At 46.4% G+C, this 17,302-nt stretch carries 12 protein-coding genes and 1 pseudogene; 1 reads left to right on the top strand and 12 read right to left on the bottom strand.

Translation table 11 applies throughout. The features are described 5' to 3' along the window. Positions 1-65: 65 nt before the first annotated feature. The 8 genes from ACQCV8_RS06180 to zapA all read right to left on the bottom strand — a co-directional run bounded on the left by ACQCV8_RS06180 (position 66) and on the right by zapA (position 9,242). The gene (locus tag ACQCV8_RS06180) at positions 66-839 is read right to left on the bottom strand and encodes an enoyl-CoA hydratase (RefSeq protein ID WP_426843685.1); all 774 of its coding nucleotides are present in this window, start codon (positions 837-839) and stop codon (positions 66-68) included. 19 nt (positions 840-858) lie between these two features. Then, the gene (locus ACQCV8_RS06175; protein ID WP_426843684.1) at positions 859-1,449 is read right to left on the bottom strand and encodes a TetR/AcrR family transcriptional regulator; all 591 of its coding nucleotides are present in this window, start codon (positions 1,447-1,449) and stop codon (positions 859-861) included. 133 nt (positions 1,450-1,582) lie between these two features. Further along, positions 1,583-3,265 carry an AMP-binding protein gene (locus ACQCV8_RS06170; RefSeq protein ID WP_426843809.1) on the bottom strand — a complete coding sequence of 561 codons (1,683 nt, stop codon included), beginning with the start codon at positions 3,263-3,265 and terminating at the stop codon, positions 1,583-1,585. A gap of 573 nt (positions 3,266-3,838) precedes the next feature. Beyond that, positions 3,839-4,243, bottom strand: coding sequence for a DUF350 domain-containing protein (locus ACQCV8_RS06165; RefSeq protein WP_426843683.1), 405 nt, complete (start codon positions 4,241-4,243; stop codon positions 3,839-3,841). An 18-nt stretch (positions 4,244-4,261) separates the two neighbouring features. After that, positions 4,262-6,628 carry an endonuclease MutS2 gene (locus ACQCV8_RS06160; protein WP_426843682.1) on the bottom strand — a complete coding sequence of 789 codons (2,367 nt, stop codon included), beginning with the start codon at positions 6,626-6,628 and terminating at the stop codon, positions 4,262-4,264. A 20-nt stretch (positions 6,629-6,648) separates the two neighbouring features. Continuing rightward, positions 6,649-8,370 carry a DNA polymerase/3'-5' exonuclease PolX gene (gene polX / locus ACQCV8_RS06155; protein ID WP_426843681.1) on the bottom strand — a complete coding sequence of 574 codons (1,722 nt, stop codon included), beginning with the start codon at positions 8,368-8,370 and terminating at the stop codon, positions 6,649-6,651. A 60-nt stretch (positions 8,371-8,430) separates the two neighbouring features. Beyond that, entirely contained in the window at positions 8,431-8,976 is a 546-nt protein-coding gene (locus ACQCV8_RS06150) for a CvpA family protein (protein WP_426843680.1), read from the bottom strand. An 8-nt stretch (positions 8,977-8,984) separates the two neighbouring features. Beyond that, a complete protein-coding gene (gene zapA / locus ACQCV8_RS06145; RefSeq protein WP_426843679.1) occupies positions 8,985-9,242 on the bottom strand; it encodes a cell division protein ZapA in 258 nt (85 codons plus the stop codon). A 123-nt stretch (positions 9,243-9,365) separates the two neighbouring features. Here zapA and rnhC point away from each other — a divergent pair, with 123 nt between their 5' ends. After that, a complete protein-coding gene (rnhC, locus tag ACQCV8_RS06140) occupies positions 9,366-10,304 on the top strand; it encodes a ribonuclease HIII (protein ID WP_426843678.1) in 939 nt (312 codons plus the stop codon). A 122-nt stretch (positions 10,305-10,426) separates the two neighbouring features. On the opposite strand, the gene ACQCV8_RS06135 is transcribed toward rnhC, so the two are convergent. The 4 genes and pseudogenes from ACQCV8_RS06135 to pheS form a co-directional block, all read right to left on the bottom strand. Beyond that, on the bottom strand, positions 10,427-10,930 hold the full coding sequence (locus ACQCV8_RS06135; protein WP_426843677.1) for an N-acetyltransferase family protein: 504 nt from the start codon (positions 10,928-10,930) through the stop codon (positions 10,427-10,429). Between the two features lie 388 nt (positions 10,931-11,318). Next, positions 11,319-12,453: pseudogene (locus ACQCV8_RS06130) on the bottom strand (IS256 family transposase). A 1,210-nt stretch (positions 12,454-13,663) separates the two neighbouring features. Further along, positions 13,664-16,078: a phenylalanine--tRNA ligase subunit beta gene (pheT, locus tag ACQCV8_RS06125; protein WP_426843676.1), complete on the bottom strand. Its 2,415-nt coding sequence runs from the start codon at positions 16,076-16,078 to the stop codon at positions 13,664-13,666. A 14-nt stretch (positions 16,079-16,092) separates the two neighbouring features. Beyond that, complete coding sequence (gene pheS / locus ACQCV8_RS06120; RefSeq protein WP_426843675.1) at positions 16,093-17,127, bottom strand: phenylalanine--tRNA ligase subunit alpha; 1,035 nt, start codon at positions 17,125-17,127, stop codon at positions 16,093-16,095. Between the last annotated feature and the right edge of the window lie 175 nt (positions 17,128-17,302).

The raw sequence follows: 17,302 nt of genomic DNA, 5'->3' as shown, positions 1-17,302 counted from the left end.
TTCATTGCTTAAAACGCCTATTTGAATACGCTTCCATTGTACGGCCGGGGAAAGCCCCCGTCCAATCATTCTCCCTTGAACTGAGGCGGGCGCTTTTCAAGAAACGCCTGAATTCCCTCTTTAGCATCCTGCTTATCAAATACTTCTCCAAACAGGGCTGCTTCTCTTGCCATCCCTTCCTGGTAAGAAGAAGACTTCCGGATATTCAGCAATTCGATAACAGCTTTGAGGGTATTTGGGCTTTTTAAAGCCATTTTTCCTGCCAGCTGTTTAGCTTCATGCAGCAGCATCTCATCCTGCACTGCCTTGTTGGCGAGTCCAAGCTGCGCAGCTTCTGCTCCGGTGATCGGCTCGCTTGTAGCCATCATTTCGAGAGCCTTTGCTTCTCCAACATAGCGCGGAAGACGCTGAGTCCCTCCAAAGCCGGGAACAAGGCCGAGCTGCAATTCAGGAAGGCCTAGCTTTGCATTTTCAGTAACGATTCGGATATGGCAGGACATGGCAAGCTCGAGACCGCCTCCAAGAGCTGCTCCATGGATGGCAGCAATCACCGGCTTGCGGAAGCTTTCAATCCTATCGAACAGTTCCTGTCCTTTAGCTGCCAGCCTCGAAAATTCCTTTCCAGACTCGACCTTTGTAAATTCTTTAATGTCAGCCCCTGCGGAAAAAAATTTCCCCTCTCCATACAGCAAAATGGCCCGGATCGAAGGGTCATGTTCCGCATCCTCTATAAATGCAGCCAGCTCCTCTAAAACATAGGAACCACGTGCATTGGCAGGAGGATTATCAATTTTCACGATAGCGACGTATTCTTCTTTTTGTACGGATAAATATCCCACTGTACATCCTCCTGAATGGTTAAGATTGATTGTTTCCAAAGCCATGGACAATCATATGATGAACCTTTCCGGCTAAAGCCATCAGGTCATACTTTTCTTCATTCATTACCCAGGTGGTGACGATTTCGTCGATGGTCCCGAAAATCATTTGTCTTGCAAGCCGCAAGTCGAGATCTTCCCTGAACTCCCCGGACTCAATCCCCGTTTGAATGATGGAATCTACAACATTCAAGTATCCTTTTAGAACTTCATTGATTCTTAATCTGAGATCCTTGTTTGACTGTCTGAGCTCCAGCTGGGTAACGATCGCCAGATGGTGATCTTCTGAAAGGAGCGAAAAATGCTTTTCAATCAGGACGTACAGCTTATCAGCCGCTCTGGATTTCCCTGACGTTTCCCCTTGAATCTTTTCGATGAAGAGGCCCATTTTTTCTTTAAATAGAGAAACCAGAATATCCTCTTTGTTTTTAAAGTATAAATAAATGGTCCCGTCTGCTACACCGGCTTGCTTTGCGATTTTGGAAACCTGGGCTTGATGATAGCCGTTTTCAGCAATCACAATCACTGCCGCGTCAATAATCTGTTTATATTTCGGTTTGTTTTGTTTCAATGGACTACCTTCCTTTTCGAAAATGAATGAATCATCATTCATATTTCCATAATAGTAAATCCTTCAGGAAGTGTCAAGCATTATGATGGGGCAAGGGAAATTTCTTCAAAGAGAAATTCCCCTCGAACGTTCCTTAATTTGCGTTCTTTAGTTTTTCCTTTTCTTCCTCAACAAGCGTCCTTCTTAAAATTTTTCCTACGGCCGTTTTAGGAAGCTCGCTCCTGAACTCATATATTCTAGGGACTTTGTAGGCGGCAAGGTGTTTTCTGGAAAAAGTGTCCAGCTCTTCCTCTGAAATTTTTGCTCCATCCTTCGGCACTACATAGGCTTTAACCGTTTCTCCGCGATATGGGTCAGGAACCCCGGCTACCACTACTTCCTGTATTTTATCATATTCATAGAGAATTTCTTCTACCTCGCGGGGGTAAATATTATAGCCGCCAGCAATAATCATGTCTTTTTTCCGGTCAACTATATAAAAATAACCCTCTTCATCCATATAGCCAATGTCTCCTGTAAACAGCCAGCCATCCTTCAATACGGCTTCCGTTTCCTCAGGCTTGCCCCAGTAGCCCTTCATAACCTGGGGACCGCGAACGATAAGCTCACCCTTCTCCCCCGGTTCTGCCTGGCTGCCCGTTTCCTGTGACAGAATCATCGCATCTGTATTCGGCCAAGGAACGCCGATGCTGCCTCTTTTCCTGCGTCCCCATAGAAAATTAGAGTGAGTCACAGGGGATGCTTCAGACAGTCCATAGCCTTCTACAAGCTTTCCGCCCGTTTCGTTTTCGAACCGTTCCTGTACTTCAACCGGCAGCGGAGCAGAGCCGCTGATGCAGCTTTGAACAGAGGATAGGTCGTATTCTTTTAAATCCGGATGGTTCAGCAAAGCGATATAGATTGTCGGAGCTCCCGGAAAAAGCGTAGGCTTTTCTTTATGAATAGCCTTAAGCGTGTCTGTGGCATCAAATTTGGGCAAAAGAATCATATTGTAGCCCTCAGTAATCGATAAATGCATAACGGTTGTCATTCCATACACATGGAAGAACGGCAGAAGACCTAAAACCTTTTCCTCTCCGTGCCGGCAATTGTACATCCATGCCGAGCACATGACCGTGTTTGCCGCTATATTCTTGTGCGTTAGCATTACACCTTTTGGAAAACCGGTCGTGCCTCCTGTGTATTGAAGCAGGGCGATGTCTTCAACCGGATCTGCAGCCACGCTGGAAAACTCAGCCGGAGACTCTTTCATGATGACAGAGAATAGATGGGTCGTTCCTCCGTGCTTAACATCTACTTTTACCTTTGTTTGCTTGCGCTGAACAAATGGATAAAGCAGATTTTTAGGAAAAGGAAGGTAATCCTGAATCTTTGTCACGATGACGTGCTTCAGCTTTGTTAACGCTTTCACTTTAGAAACCCTTGGAAAAAGCAAATCCAGTGTAATGAGGAATTCAGCCTCGCTGTCATTCATCTGATACTCAATTTCTCTTTCTGTGTATAGCGGATTGGTGGAAACGACGATTCCTCCCGCCATCAGCACAGCATAATACGAAATAACCCCCTGAGGACAGTTTGGAAGCATAATCGCTGCCCGGTCCCCCTTCTTCATCCCCTGTTTTTGAAGATACCCGGCCAGCTTTTCAGCATCCTTGAGCAAGGCTGTGAAGGTCATTTTTTTTCCCAAAAAGCTGATTGCGGTCTTATCCGGAAACTTTTCTGCCGTCTCCAGCAAATAGGTTTGAAGCGTTTTCGGCTCAAAATTCAAAGCTTGCGGAATTTCTGCCGGATAATGCTCCAGCCACGGCCTGATCATATCCACCATTCCCATTTCCCCCTTGTGCCTTTATGACTTTCGGCTTATGCATTCATTATAACAGTATATTCAGAAATTTAAATATATTCTCTATTGCGTCCTGATGTTTTCTTTTAATCAGGCAAAGGCTGCTGGCAATGCTGGATTGATCTCCTAACCAAATGCCACTCCGGCTGGCTCTTGATTGGCTTCCCATATAGACCTTACTTAATGGTGGGATTTGTTTTCCGGATTACAGCATACATAGAGGATTACCCGATTTAAGGGGGAGGGACTTGTTGCAGTTTTTGAATGCAAATTATTGGTGCATTGCCTGGATCGGGCCATAATGCACATTAAATTCGCGCTGGAAAACGGCTTCGGCCGGCCGAATAAACACGTGTCCGCGGTATGCTGCTTTCTTCAGCTGGAGCACCTTGTTCAAAAGCAGCACAAAAAAATGCTCAGAGCCTGGCTCTGAGCACGGGTTTAAAGGTGGATCATGCAAAAAATATCAGGTAAAGAATCCCGATGGCGATAAAAATTCCGCATACGGCAAACAGCACTTTAGCTAAAGTTTTCATACTAAACCCCTTAAATGTTTGATCCGATTACGTAAGATAGTCCTATAGAAATAACCATAGATATGAATCCAACCGCTCTGTTATCCTTTTCAATTTCTTCATCGATACGGAATTTAGGTGTAAGGAACTCGTAAATAAAATAACCGAGCAGCAGGAGCAAAAAGCCGTAAAAGCCCCATCCGACCATTTCAAACAGGGAGTTGTGCTGTTCGATGGAAAAACGGAAAATGTTGGCGATCCCGAAGATCTTTCCTCCTGTCGTCATAGCGACAGCGATGTTTCCGTTTTGGATTTCATCCCAGTTTTTGTATTTGGTAACCAGTTCAAAAATCGACATGAATACAATCATACATAAGACGACTACACTGTAATAGGCTGCTGTTTGGACTAGCTCATTCTCCCAGAAAGGATTCATCTTGAGTATCGCCTCCCCTTATTTGAGTTCTACGATGGTGACACCGCTGCCGCCTTCTCCGGCCTCTCCAAAACGGGTGTTTTTTACACTGCGGTGATTTTGAAGAAGTTCCTGCACTCCTTTTCGCAATACACCGGTGCCTTTTCCGTGGATAATGGATACACGGGGATATCCGGCAAGTACTGCATCATCCAAATATTTTTCAACTCTGGAAATGGCATTCTCAAATCGTTCTCCCCTAAGGTCAAGCTCTAAGGAGACATGATAGTCCTTTCCTTTAATCGTAGCAAGCGGCTTCTCTGTGACCGGTTTAGGTCTGCTCATATATTGAAGATCGCTTTCCTTGACCTTCATTTTTAAAATTCCGATTTGCACATGCCATTCCTTGCCTCCTGATTTTTCAAGAAGGATTCCCTTTTGTCCGAAGCTGAGCACTTTAACCTCGTCTCCCGGCTTAAGGGTGTGATCAGCTTTCGGCTTTTCTTTCTTCTTTTGGGAGGCTGATTTGGCAAAGACCGGCTGCGCTTCCTCCAGCCGTTTTTTTGCGTCTATGAGTTCATGCTCTTTTACCGACGCGTGCTGTTCCTTCTGAAGCTTGCGCAGATGGCGGATGACTTCTTCTGCCTCATTCTTTGCTTCTTCCAGCCTTTCAGCTGCTTTTTTTTCGGCTTCTTCAAACAGCCTGTCCCGCTGTTCATTAAATTCCTGGATTTGCTTTTGCAGCTCTTTATGAAGGGCCTCTGCATCTTTACGGAACTGTTCAGCCTCGTTCGCTTCCGCTTCTGCTGCTTTTTTGCTTTCTTCGAGAGAGGCAATCATCGTATCGACTTCGTTGCTTTCCGCGTTCATGTTTGAACGGGCATATTCAATAACATGTTCAGAAAGACCAAGCCTTCTGGAAATCTCGAACGCGTTGCTCCGCCCTGGAACCCCAATCAGGAGTCTGTAAGTCGGACTTAGCGTTTCTACGTTAAATTCTACGCTTGCATTGACCACACCATCCCGGTTGTAGCCATATGCTTTGAGTTCAGGATAGTGGGTTGTCGCAACGACCGTGGCCCCTCTTCCATACACCTCATCCAGAATGGAAATCGCTAAAGCCGCTCCTTCCTGCGGATCGGTTCCCGCTCCAAGCTCATCAAATAGAACGAGGCTCCGATTGTTGGCTTTCTTTAATATATCCACAATGTTGACCATGTGGGAGGAGAACGTGCTCAGGCTTTGCTCGATGGACTGCTCATCCCCGATATCGGCATAGACAGAGTCAAAAACAGACATTTCACAGCCTTCCGCTGCCGGCACCTGAAGCCCGGATTGAGCCATGAGGGTGCACAAACCGATGGTTTTTAGAGTGACTGTTTTTCCTCCTGTATTCGGACCTGTTATAACAATGGTTGAGAACGCATCCCCCAGCAAAATATCGTTAGCTACAACTTCATCCGGGTCCAGAAGCGGGTGTCTTGCCTTGACCATGTTCATGTAGCCTTTATCATTTAACACTGGACGGGATGCTTTGATCGATTTTGCATAACGCGCTTTTGTAAACATAAAATCCAGCGCACCCAATACATCGGTATTGTTTAAAATGATATCGGCTTGGGCAGCGATTGCCTCTGAAAGCTCGCGCAGAATCCGCTCAATTTCCTGCTTTTCTTTCACTCTGGCCTGCTGAAGCGAGTTGTTCAGATCCACTACGGCCTGCGGCTCGATAAACAGAGTTGCACCTGAGGAAGATTGATCATGAACAATCCCGCCATAGGATGAGCGGTATTCCTGTTTAACAGGAATGACAAACCGGTCGTTCCGGATTGTAATGATGGCATCAGAAAGCATTTTTTGAGCAGAGGAGGAACGAATTATTGATTCAAGCTTTTGACGGACTCTTGATTCAAGGGTCCTCAGCTGCTGCCGCAGCGAGCGGAGCAGGTCGCTCGCGTGGTCAAGAATCTCTCCGTTGTCATCCACACACTGATTGATTTTCTTTTCCAAATCAGTCAGCGCTTCAATCATGAGTGCCTTTTCTTCCGAGTACGGAATTTCCAGCACCTCATCCTCCACCAGGTCAAGAATGAACTGTTTCATTTGTCTGCCTGCATAAAGCACCCCTGCTGTGCTCATGCATTCCTGCGCACTCAGCACTCCGCCGATTTTGGCTCTTTTCAGGCTCGCTCTAATATCTGTCAGCCCTCCAAATGGGGCGTGGCCTCTTAGTCTTAATATATCCGCCGCCTCGAAGGTCTCCTGCTGCCACCGGTCTGCCTCTTCCAGATCGTTTGCCGGGAGCAGCGCGCCCGCTTTTTCCTTCCCTAAAGAAGATGCGGCGTGGTTCATGAGCTGCTGTCTGATTTTATGAAATTCTAAAACGTGTAATCCCTTTTCCTGCAACGTGCAGACCTCCCAGATTCTCAGGAATGATGTCTGTTCAGAAATTGCTTGAGCTCATTCAGTTCCCAAGTGTTTAAGACATTTTCCCCTTTTACATTTCCTTTTATTGCTGTTGAAACTCCAATCGGCATGTGCTCCAGCATTTCAACACTGTGAGCATCCGTATTAATGACAATTTTAACGCCTGCTTCCTGCGCCTTCCGTACATGACCTGCACTTAAATCAAGCCGGTTCGGATTCGCATTCAGTTCCAGTGCCGTATCCGTTTCTTTAGCAAGGCGGATCAGCATGTCTATATCCACATCATACCCTTCCCTCCTGCCGATAAGCCGGCCAGTAGGATGGGCGATAATATCAACGTGATGATTTGTCAGGGCCGATTTCAGCCTCTCCATGATTTTTTCCTTCGGCTGGGAAAAGCTTGAGTGTATAGACGCAATGACAAGGTCCATCTCCTGAAGTAATTCATCATCGTAATCAAGTGTTCCGTCTGGCAGGATATCCATTTCAACACCTGCCAGAATCGTAAAATCATCAAATCCAGCATTCAAACGGTCAATTTCCTTCCGCTGTTCCCTCAGTCGTTCCGGCGTCAGACCACCGGCTACCTTCAAGTATTGGGAATGGTCGGTTATCGCCATATAGCGATACCCTTTTTCACGGCAGGCATTAGCCATTTCCTCAATGGTAAAGGCCCCATCACTCCATGTGGAATGCATATGGAGGTCCGCCACAATCCGGTCATGCGACACGAGCTCCTCCGCTCGAACCGGTTCTTCGACCTCTTTCCCGTCCTCCCTGAGCTCGGGCGGGATAAAAGGCAGCCCGAAATGGGCAAAAAAGGCGGTTTCATCCGCGAAGGTTTCGATTTTTCCCGACTCCAGATCTTCCACTCCGTATTCACTTATCTTTTTCCGCTGTTCCTTCGCAAGCTGCCTCAACTTGACGTTGTGATCCTTAGAGCCTGTAAAGTGATGCAGGGTTGTGGCGAATTCTTCATCTTTTACAATACGGAAATCAGCACTTACTGTAAAATCATAGGCAAGCTCCAATGAAACTTTTGTATCACCGCCGGCAATCACTTCCCCTTTATTAGGGATTTGCAGAAGGTAATCCCGGACTTTATCCGGGTGGGACGAAGAGATGATAAAGTCGAGATCCTTGATCGTTTCAGCCATTCTTCTCATAGAGCCCGCCCTCGAAAAGCGGATGATATCAGGACACTCCGCCAAATATGACTCAATATCCGCAGCAATCGGCAGCATAAAAGCCAGGGGAAGTCTTTCCGGTCTTTTTCCCATATCCTCAAGTGCGGCCATAATTTTTTCCTCGGTTTTCGTTCCAAAGCCTGCAAGGGCCTGAACCTTATGGTCAAGACAAGCTTTCTTTAGTGACCCTGCCCCGTCCACTCCCAGTTCTTTATAGAGCTTGGCAATCTTTTTGCCTCCAAGTCCCGGCAGCTTTAAAAGCGGCACGAGTCCTTCAGGAACTTCTTTTTTCAGCTGGGTGAGTGCATCCGATTCCCCGGTTTGGATAAACTCCTCAATCACTGCCGCTGTCCCTTTTCCGATTCCGGCAAGCTTTGTAAAATCATCGATCGAGTTCAAACTGCGGTCATCCTGTTCCAGCGCATTCGCCGCTTTGCGGAACGCGGATATTTTAAACGGATTCTCGCCCTTTAATTCCATGTAAACTGCGATCGTTTCAAGCAGTTTTACGACGTCCTTTTTATGTACAGCCATCTGGCAGCACCCCTTTAATTATCATTAAACATGGGAAAAAAACCTCTCATTCTGAGAAGTTTACGGCTTTCCTGTATATTGAATCCAGAGTTCATTCACCTTGTCAGAGAAATAGGGAGTGTGGTGAACGATCGTGTTGGCCAGCGCAGAATTTTCCATCGCATTCTGGACATTTTCCATCGGCAGCAAGCCTCCGGCAAATAAGAGAATAAATACGATAAGGTATATTTCCGCAAATCCGAGAATAGCCCCTCCCCACCGGTTCAGGTGCTTTAGTACCGGCAGCATGGCTACAAAGTCAAGCATGGACCCGATGATTTGCGTGACAATTTTCGTTCCAAAGAAAAGAATCGCGAAGGCGATGGCCCGGTAATAGGCCTCCTCCAGCTGCCCACCCGTAAAAAATGAAATTGCAGCCTGTCCTTCCCCCATAGAAGGGTAAGGAATCCACAGTTCCAGCTTGGGGGCTAAATCATCATAATATAAATATGCTACAATGTAAGCAGCAATAAATCCGGTCAGATGAACGAGCTGCATAATGAAACCCCTTCTCAAGCCGGTTAATATACCAAATAGCAGGACTACTGCCAGGATAAGATCAAGCATACTTTCATTCAATCCTTTTCTGAAAGCTTTCTTTCCAGAAGCTCATATTCTTCTTTTAATTTTAAGTATTCATGCACTACATTCACCGCTGTCAAAACGGCCAGTTTGTTTATGTCTAAAGAGGGATTATGGCTGTTCATCTCCCGCATTTTGTCATCCACAATGGAAGCGACAAGACGCATATGGCTTGTGCTTTCTGTACCTATAATGGAATATTGCTGACCATATATATCAACATTCGTTTTAGTCTTTGAACGATTCGACAACGTACATCCTCCATTCCTCGGAATCCTAATCTTTATCATAACACGTTTATTTCTGAAATGGGAAGCAGTCCGGGGCACGATCACATCGAAAATCCGTAATTTACCAGGGAAGGAAGAATCCACTTGTCACATTCTGTAATACAGGCCGATTCAAAACTGCTCGCTGAAGCAGCAAACTATTATAAAAGCCATTCCGCTGCTAAACTGCCCGCGGGAGCTGTGTTTTCCGCTAAAGTTGACGGCTGCACCGTCACCGGGTACAAATCCGGCAAAATTCTCTTTCAGGGAAGCGCCGCTGAGACAGAGGCCCGGCGCTGGGGAGAATCGAATAGGGCCAAGCCCGCCAAATCCGCTGCCAAAACCGTAAACGGATTTGCTCCGCCTCCTAACATCAGCGAGCTTTCTGCGATCGGTTCAGACGAAGTCGGAACCGGCGATTATTTCGGCCCGATGACCGTTACGGCTGCCTATGTCAGCCGGGAGAACCTCCCCCTCATAAAAGAAATGGGAGTCCGGGACTCTAAAGGCCTTAAAGATCCCCAAATTATTGAAATAGCCAAAAATCTCATCCATGCCATTCCATACAGCCTTCTCGTCCTGAAAAATGAGAAATACAACGAGCTGCAAAAAAAGGGCATGACTCAGGGAAAAATGAAAGCCTGGCTGCATAACCAGGCAATCCGGCATTTAATGGATAAAATCAATCCTGAAGAACCAGAGGCCGTTCTGATTGATCAGTTCGTCGATCCGAACATTTACTACAGCCATTTGAGAGGCCAAACCTTTTCGAAAAAAAATACATACTTCAGCACGAAAGCAGAGGGCATCCACCTGGCCGTAGCCGCCGCATCCATTATTGCCCGCTACTCGTTCGTTAAAGAATTTGATAAGCTTTCCAAAAAGGCGGGCATGACCCTTCCAAAAGGGGCAGGTAAGCAGGTTGATGAAGCAGCCGCAAAACTGATCAGCAAGCAGGGGGAACAAGTCTTACATACATACACGAAAACCCATTTTGCGAACACCCAGAAAGCTTTGTCCCTATTAGACCGGAAGCGTCCGTAGGAGAGCCTGAAAATAAAACAGCGGGATTGATTAAAATAAAAGCAGCGGGATTTCTAACTGGAAATCCGCTGCTTTTAATTTTGCTATGAGGTTGCGGCTGTCTCTTTCTTAATATAAGTGAATTATATTTCTTTATAAAAAATTACGGTTGTGTGGAGTGTTCCATCTGCTGACTTTGCATAGTTCGGGATTTTCCCTGCTGCTGTATACCCGAGTGAATGATAGAGCTTATTTGAGGGCGCTCCTTCTCTCGCATCAAGAACAAGCAGCGACCTTCCCTCTTCCTTTGCCCGCTGTTCTGCCTTTTCCATGAGAAGGCGGCCTATTCCCCTTTTTCGATAAGCGGGATGGGTCATCAGCTTTGCAATTTCTGCGCGATGGAGCCCATTTTGCTTAGGAGAAAGATGCAGCTGGACAGAGCCTGCAATTTCCCCGTTCACCTGAACGGCCAACAATAGCAAATTCTCACGCGTAAGGCCCAGCCAATATTCAGCTGCAGCTGCATCACTCATAGGCGGAAGAAACCCGAGTGAAGACCCCTCGTTAACTACGAGTTTTAGCATCGCTGCAAGTCCATCCAGATGGTTTGCCGCTTTAATTTCTTTTACAGCCTCATTCATGTTCATGAACTGCCCCCCTGATTAAGAAGATAGCTTGATTGTATGTAAGATCCGGTTCTATGTCACTCTTTTTTACACGTTTGCATAATTCTTGCTGATGAGTGAGAACGCCTCCGGAAATCGATGATTATCTAGCATTCTTATGGAGGGCTGCTCAGGATGTCATGCCATCGGAACGGTTGCTGTATGCGATCGCATTTTGTTTACCCTGTGCTGCTTCGATCTGTTTTACCATTAAATCGATTCAAATCGGTCAGTCGGTGAGTCGTAAGAACAGCAATTTTATCGGTAAGACTGGGCGTACAGGTCAAGTCCATTTTTCTGTGTAAAAGTTCATTACAATGTTTTCAAGTTTATAAATTGGATAGGGTATTAATTTATAAAGGGAGAGAACTTAGTTCTCTTGCCCGTCATACATGTACTTTCGATCTCCAGGATCAAGAGATTTTTCATAGTCCATCAAGACAGCTCCGATCAAACGAAAAGCAGACTGGGTATTGGGGAAGATCCGAATGACACGCTCTCTTCTCCTGATTTCCGAATTTAGGCGTTCCAGATTGTTCGTGGTCCGCAGCTTCTTTTGGAAGCCCAGAGGTTCATTCATAAATTGGATGGCATCTTCAAACCCATCGTCCAACAGAGTCAGGACCGTTTCATATCCTCGCTCTCCATCATAGGTCTGCATAAACTCTTCTTTTAAAGTTCTTGCCTTTTCAGGTTTCGCGGCATCAAAAATACGCAGGAGGGCGTGTTTTAAATCTTCTGCCTGTTTCTTCGGCATGCGGTCAAAGAGGTTCTTTTTAAAGTGAAACGTGCATCTCTGCCAGCTGGTTCCAACAAAGGATTCCTGAATCGCTGCCTTCAAGCCCTTGTGGGCGTCCGAAATCATCAGTTTGGGAGATTGAAATCCCCTGGATTTGAGGTAGCTAAAGAATTGGCTCCAGCCTTCTTTGGATTCGGAATGATTGACAGACAGCCCAATGACTTCCCGTTTGAGCTGGGAGTTGACCCCGACGGCCACATAAACCGCTTTGGAAACCACACGCTGATGTTCGCGGACCTTGATATACAAAGCGTCCACAAACACATACTTGTAGTACATGACATTCAGAGGTCGGCTAGCCCACTCGTTCACGATGGGATCAAGTTTTTTGGTTATCGTGGAGACAAGGGACTTGGACACACTTTCCCCGCAAAGCTGTTCCATGATCTTCGTCACTTTGCGGGTCGAAACGCCGTTGACGACCATTTCCATCATAGACAGGACGAGGGCCGTTTCGGGTACGAGGGACCTTCAGGTTAATTTTTCCGATGGAAACGAGAAAGTCTCGGTCATAATAGCCATTCCGATAGTCTGTACGGTCACTCGTCCTTTCATAAGCATCCGCGTTCAGGTGCTCATCCCTCTCACTTTCCATCATTTGATTAAGAATGAGAACAAGTGATGATTTCACCACAGCGTCCAAGTTAGAATGCATGAGGTGGTCTTTTAAGTCATCCACATTTAGGGTAAGATTAATCTGGGTCATATTCATCCTCCATTACATTTTTTCTTGGTCGAAAACATTGTAACATGAGGGTGATATGACCCTTTTTCTATTTACACAATTATATGGACTTTACCGGCGAACACCGTTTTTGCCGGCGCTTTTGAGGTTTTTTGAGGTTTTGTGGGATTTTTTGAGGTTTTGAGTGGTTTTTTGAGGATTAGCTTCATTTTTTGTGTCTCGGTTGTATTTTTGGGGCCTGTTTTTTGAGGTTTTAAGCTGTACAGGGAGTAGAATCTTTATTTTTCGGCCTGAACGGATGATTGTCAGGTCGAAGTATTGTCCTGCTTTTATTCTATTGTCCGTACTTTTTTTTATTGTCCGTACTTTCGTTTTATTGTCCGTACTTTTATTTTATTGTCCGTACTTTCGTTTTATTGTCCGTACTTTTATTTTATTGTCCGTACTTTCGTTTTATTGTCCGTACTTCTAATATAAAGACTTTTCGACAGAATTCGCTACAAACTGCCCACCACCCACTTCTTCTGAAACCCAGCACACGGAAGCATTTAGGTTTTAAGCTGTATGGGGGAGTGGAATCTTTATTTATCGGCCTGAACGGATGATTATCAGGTCCCTGTATTGTCCTGCTTTTAATGTATTGTCCGTACTTTTATTTTATTGTCCGTACTTTCGTTTTATTGTCCGTACTTCTAATTTATTGTCCGTACTTTCGTTTTATTGTCCGTACTTTCGTTTTATTGTCCGTACTTTTAATATAAAGACTTTTCGACAGAATTCGCTACAAACTGCCCACCACCCACTTCTTCTGTAAACCCAGCACACGGCCGCATTTAGGTTTTAGCTGTACAGGGAGTAGAATCTTTATTTTTCGGCCTGAACGGATGCTTGTCAGGTCCGGTATTGTCCTGCTTTTAATTTATTGTCCGTACTTTCGTTTTATTGTCCGTACTTTTAATATAAAGACTTTTCGACAGAATTCGCCAAAAACTGCCCTCCCCACCCACTTCTTCTATAAACCCAGCACACCGCCGCTGCGTGGGCAGTCCCGTCTTTATGAGACCCCGATACACTTGGCCTCGTTCTCTGCGCTCCACTATGTCCGTTTATCCGGATAACCAGCTGCCCGACTCTCCCCAGTCAAAAGGACGGTGCCCAGCACCAATCTAAAAAAAGTGCTCAGAATGGCTCTGAGCACTTTTTTTATTCACAGTGGACGGATTTCATTACATTATCCTCTCAACACCGCTCCGAATTTTTCAGAAACGGCATTCAGCACTTTTTCATGAGTTCTGGTTACTTCTTCATCCGTAAGCGTACGTTCCGCATCCAAGTATACCATGGAGAAAGCGACTGATTTTTTGCCTGGTTCCATTCGTTCTCCTTCATACAAGTCGAAGATTGCGGCTTCCTTGAGAAGCTTGCCGCCAGTTTCTCTGATGACGGCCAGGATGTCGCCGGCCGCTGTATCTTTATTGACAACTAAAGCGATGTCCCGGGTAATCGAAGGGTGTCTCGGTATGACCGAATATTGGATCTCTCCCGTTTCGATTTTGAACAGATCCTCGAGCATCAGCTCAAACACATAGGTTTCAGGTAAATCCATCTCTTTCTGGATGAACGGATGCAGCTGACCGATGACGCCTGCAAGCTTTCCAGCTGCATAGATTTCAGCGGTCCTTCCAGGATGGAAGCCGTCTCTCGCTGCTTGCCTGTACTCAATCTTTTCGGCCAGACCGAGTTCTGAGAACAACCCATCAAGAATTCCTTTTAGGACAAAGAAGTCGACCGGCTTTTTTTCTCCCTGCCATTGGTGGAGCTCCCACAATCCCGTAACAGCACCAGCAAGATGCTCTCTTTCACGCGGCTGCTGATCTTTTTCCCGGGTTAGAAACACAGAACCTGTTTCGTACAAAGCGGCATGGTCCATTTGGCGGGACAAATTGTGATTTAACGCTTCCAGTAAATGAGGAAGAAGGCTTTGTCTTAATACGCTCCGCTCCTCGCTCATCGGCAGAGCCAGTCTCGTTTGCCCGGTTTCCTCCAATGCAAATTGGACTGCCTTTTCTTTGCTTGTTAACGAATATGTGATCGCTTGAAGGAGACCGGCTCCTTCAAGGTATTTGCGGACCTTTCTCCGCTTTGCCTGATAATCTGACAGCTTGCCGGGAGTTGAGCGGAAATGAGGCAGTGTGGACGGAATGTTGTCATAGCCGTATAGTCTCGCCACTTCCTCCACTATATCCTCTTCAAGGGTGATGTCACCCCGTCTAGTCGGTACAGTCACGGCAAGCTTCTCCCCTTGCTCTGCTACTCCGAAGCCAAGACGGGTAAGGATGGCGGAGATCTCAGGCTTAGCAATATTCATTCCAAGCACAGAATTGATCTTTTCCTCTGTAATGAAAATGGTCTTTGGATCCGGATGATGATGCTTTTCTTCGGCAAAGCCTTCCATAGCTTCTCCGCCTGCATATTGAACCATCAGCTGAACAGCTCTTTTAGCGGCATCTTCCACTCTTTCCGGTGCTACTCCTTTCTCGAACCGGGCACTTGCCTCGCTTCGAAGTCCATGATCTTTCGAAGCTCTCCGGACAGTCTGGCCGTCAAAATAGGCAGATTCGAGCAGGACGTTCACTGTGTCCTCCCTTACCTCTGAATCCGCTCCTCCCATAACTCCTGCCAGTGCAACTGGAACCTTGCCGTTTGTGATCACCAGCTGGTCTTCTTTAAGCACACGTTCCTTTTCATCAAGCGTCACTAGTTTCTCGCCTTTTTGCGCCATGCGGATGACAGCTTCCCTTGAACCGAATCGGTCATAGTCGAATGCATGCAGCGGCTGTCCGTATTCAAGCAGCACATAGTTGGTAATATCCACTACATTGTTATGAGGCCGGATTCCGGCTGCTATCAGCCTGGTCTGCATCCAAAGCGGTGAAGGAGCAATGGTTACATTGCGGACAACGGCTGCGATGTAATGCGGATTTTCTTCCTTAGCTTCAATTTTTACGGAAATATAATCTGATGCTTTTCCGGTAACCATGTCGTAAGAAAGCTCCGGCAGCAAAACTTCTCTGTCCAGAATGGCCGCCACTTCATAGGCCACGCCAAGCATGCTTAATGCATCTGAACGGTTCGGTGTGAGGCCAAGCTCGAGCACTTGGTCATCGAGGTTCAGCTTTTGAAGGGCATCTTCCCCGGGCGCTGCTTCTCCAGGGAAAACAAAAATCCCTTCCGCATACTCTTTCGGAACAAGCTTGCCTTCAATTCCAAGCTCCTGAAGGGAACAAATCATCCCATTGGATTCTTCACCGCGAAGCTTTGCCTTTTTGATTTTAAAATTACCGGGCAGAACAGCTCCGACTGTTGCTACGGCTACTTTTTGGCCCTTATCTACATTTGGTGCCCCGCAGATGATCTGAACAGGTTGCTCCTGTCCGATGTCCACTAAGCATTTGTTCAGCTTATCCGCATCCGGATGCTGCTCCTTTTCGAGCACGTGCCCGATAACGACCCCGCTTATTCCATGATTGAGAACGTCAACGCCCTCAACCTCAATTCCGCTGCGGGTTATTTTTTCAGCAAGCTCTTCTGCGGTCATTCCGCTTAAATCCACATAGTCCCCTAGCCATTTATAGGAAACGAACATATCTATCCCTCCTGTTACGCTCTTTTGAATTGTTTTAGAAAACGAAGATCATTGGTATAGAAGTGACGAATATCATCAATTCCGTACTTCAGCATCGCAATTCGCTCAGGTCCCATACCGAAAGCGAAGCCCTGATATTTTTTCGAATCGAATCCGGCCATTTCCAGGACATTCGGATGGACCATACCGGCACCGAGAATTTCAATCCATCCGGTTTTTTTGCAGACGCTGCAGCCCTTCCCGGCACAGTTAAAGCAGGAAACATCCACTTCTACGGATGGCTCGGTAAAAGGAAAGAAGCTGGGGCGGAGACGGATCTCCCGCTCTTCTCCGAACATTTTCTTCGCAAATACTTCAAGTGTTCCTTTCAGGTCGCTCATACTGATTTTTTCATCAATCACGAGACCTTCAATTTGTGTGAACTGGTGGGAATGTGTTGCATCATCGTCATCGCGGCGGTATACCTTACCCGGACAGATGATTTTAACCGGACCTTTTCCTGCATACTTTTTCATCGTCCTCGCCTGAACGGGTGAGGTATGGGTGCGAAGAAGAATTTCCTCTGTGATATAGAATGAATCCTGCATGTCCCGTGCCGGATGGCCTTTAGGAAGATTCAGCGCTTCGAAGTTATAATAATCAATCTCAACCTCCGGACCTTCCTCAATGGAGTAGCCCATGCCGATAAACAAGTCTTCGATTTCCTCTACAACAGCTGTGATTGGATGGCGGTTTCCCGTTTTGACCGGACGGCCGGGGAGGGTCACATCAATGGTTTCGGCAGCCAGCTTTTTCTCTACTTCCTCTTTTTCCAGACGCTCCTGCTTTTCCGTGATTTTTGTCGCTATTGCTTCACGGACTTCATTCGCCAGCGCTCCCATTTTCGGGCGCTCCTCAGCGGATAGCTTCCCCATTCCTCTAAGTGCCTCTGTAATCGGGCCTTTTTTACCCAGATACGCTACACGGATGTCATTAAGGGATTTTAACCCATCAGCTTCTTCAATTTTCTGAAGCGCTTCTTGCTGCAATTGTTTTAATTGCTCCTGCATAGAAATCCTCCTTAAATTAAGTGATCATGAACCGAATGCGGCTGTCCGCAGTCCTAATTTTTCCAGGGGATACAAAAAAAAACCCCGCCCCTGGTAAAGGGGCGAGGTTTGAATTCGCGGTACCACCCTTGTTCGAGACTTCTGCAGAAGAAGTCTGTCGCTTTGGAAAGGATAA

The organism is Metabacillus sp. 84 (genome assembly GCF_050107715.1).
In the GTDB taxonomy this organism is placed as follows: Bacteria; Bacillota; Bacilli; order Bacillales; family Bacillaceae; genus Metabacillus_B.
This window is presented reverse-complemented; position numbering and strand designations above follow the sequence as displayed.

Coding starts and splice junctions, on each gene's coding strand:
- ACQCV8_RS06150 (WP_426843680.1), bottom strand. CDS start 8,976: ATGCTTGATCTTATCCTGGCAGTAGTCCTGCTATTTGGTATATTAACC.
- polX (WP_426843681.1), bottom strand. CDS start 8,370: ATGGCTGTACATAAAAAGGACGTCGTAAAACTGCTTGAAACGATCGCA.
- pheS (WP_426843675.1), bottom strand. CDS start 17,127: ATGCAGGAGCAATTAAAACAATTGCAGCAAGAAGCGCTTCAGAAAATT.
- ACQCV8_RS06170 (WP_426843809.1), bottom strand. CDS start 3,265: ATGATCAGGCCGTGGCTGGAGCATTATCCGGCAGAAATTCCGCAAGCT.
- ACQCV8_RS06165 (WP_426843683.1), bottom strand. CDS start 4,243: ATGAATCCTTTCTGGGAGAATGAGCTAGTCCAAACAGCAGCCTATTAC.
- ACQCV8_RS06135 (WP_426843677.1), bottom strand. CDS start 10,930: ATGAACATGAATGAGGCTGTAAAAGAAATTAAAGCGGCAAACCATCTG.
- pheT (WP_426843676.1), bottom strand. CDS start 16,078: ATGTTCGTTTCCTATAAATGGCTAGGGGACTATGTGGATTTAAGCGGA.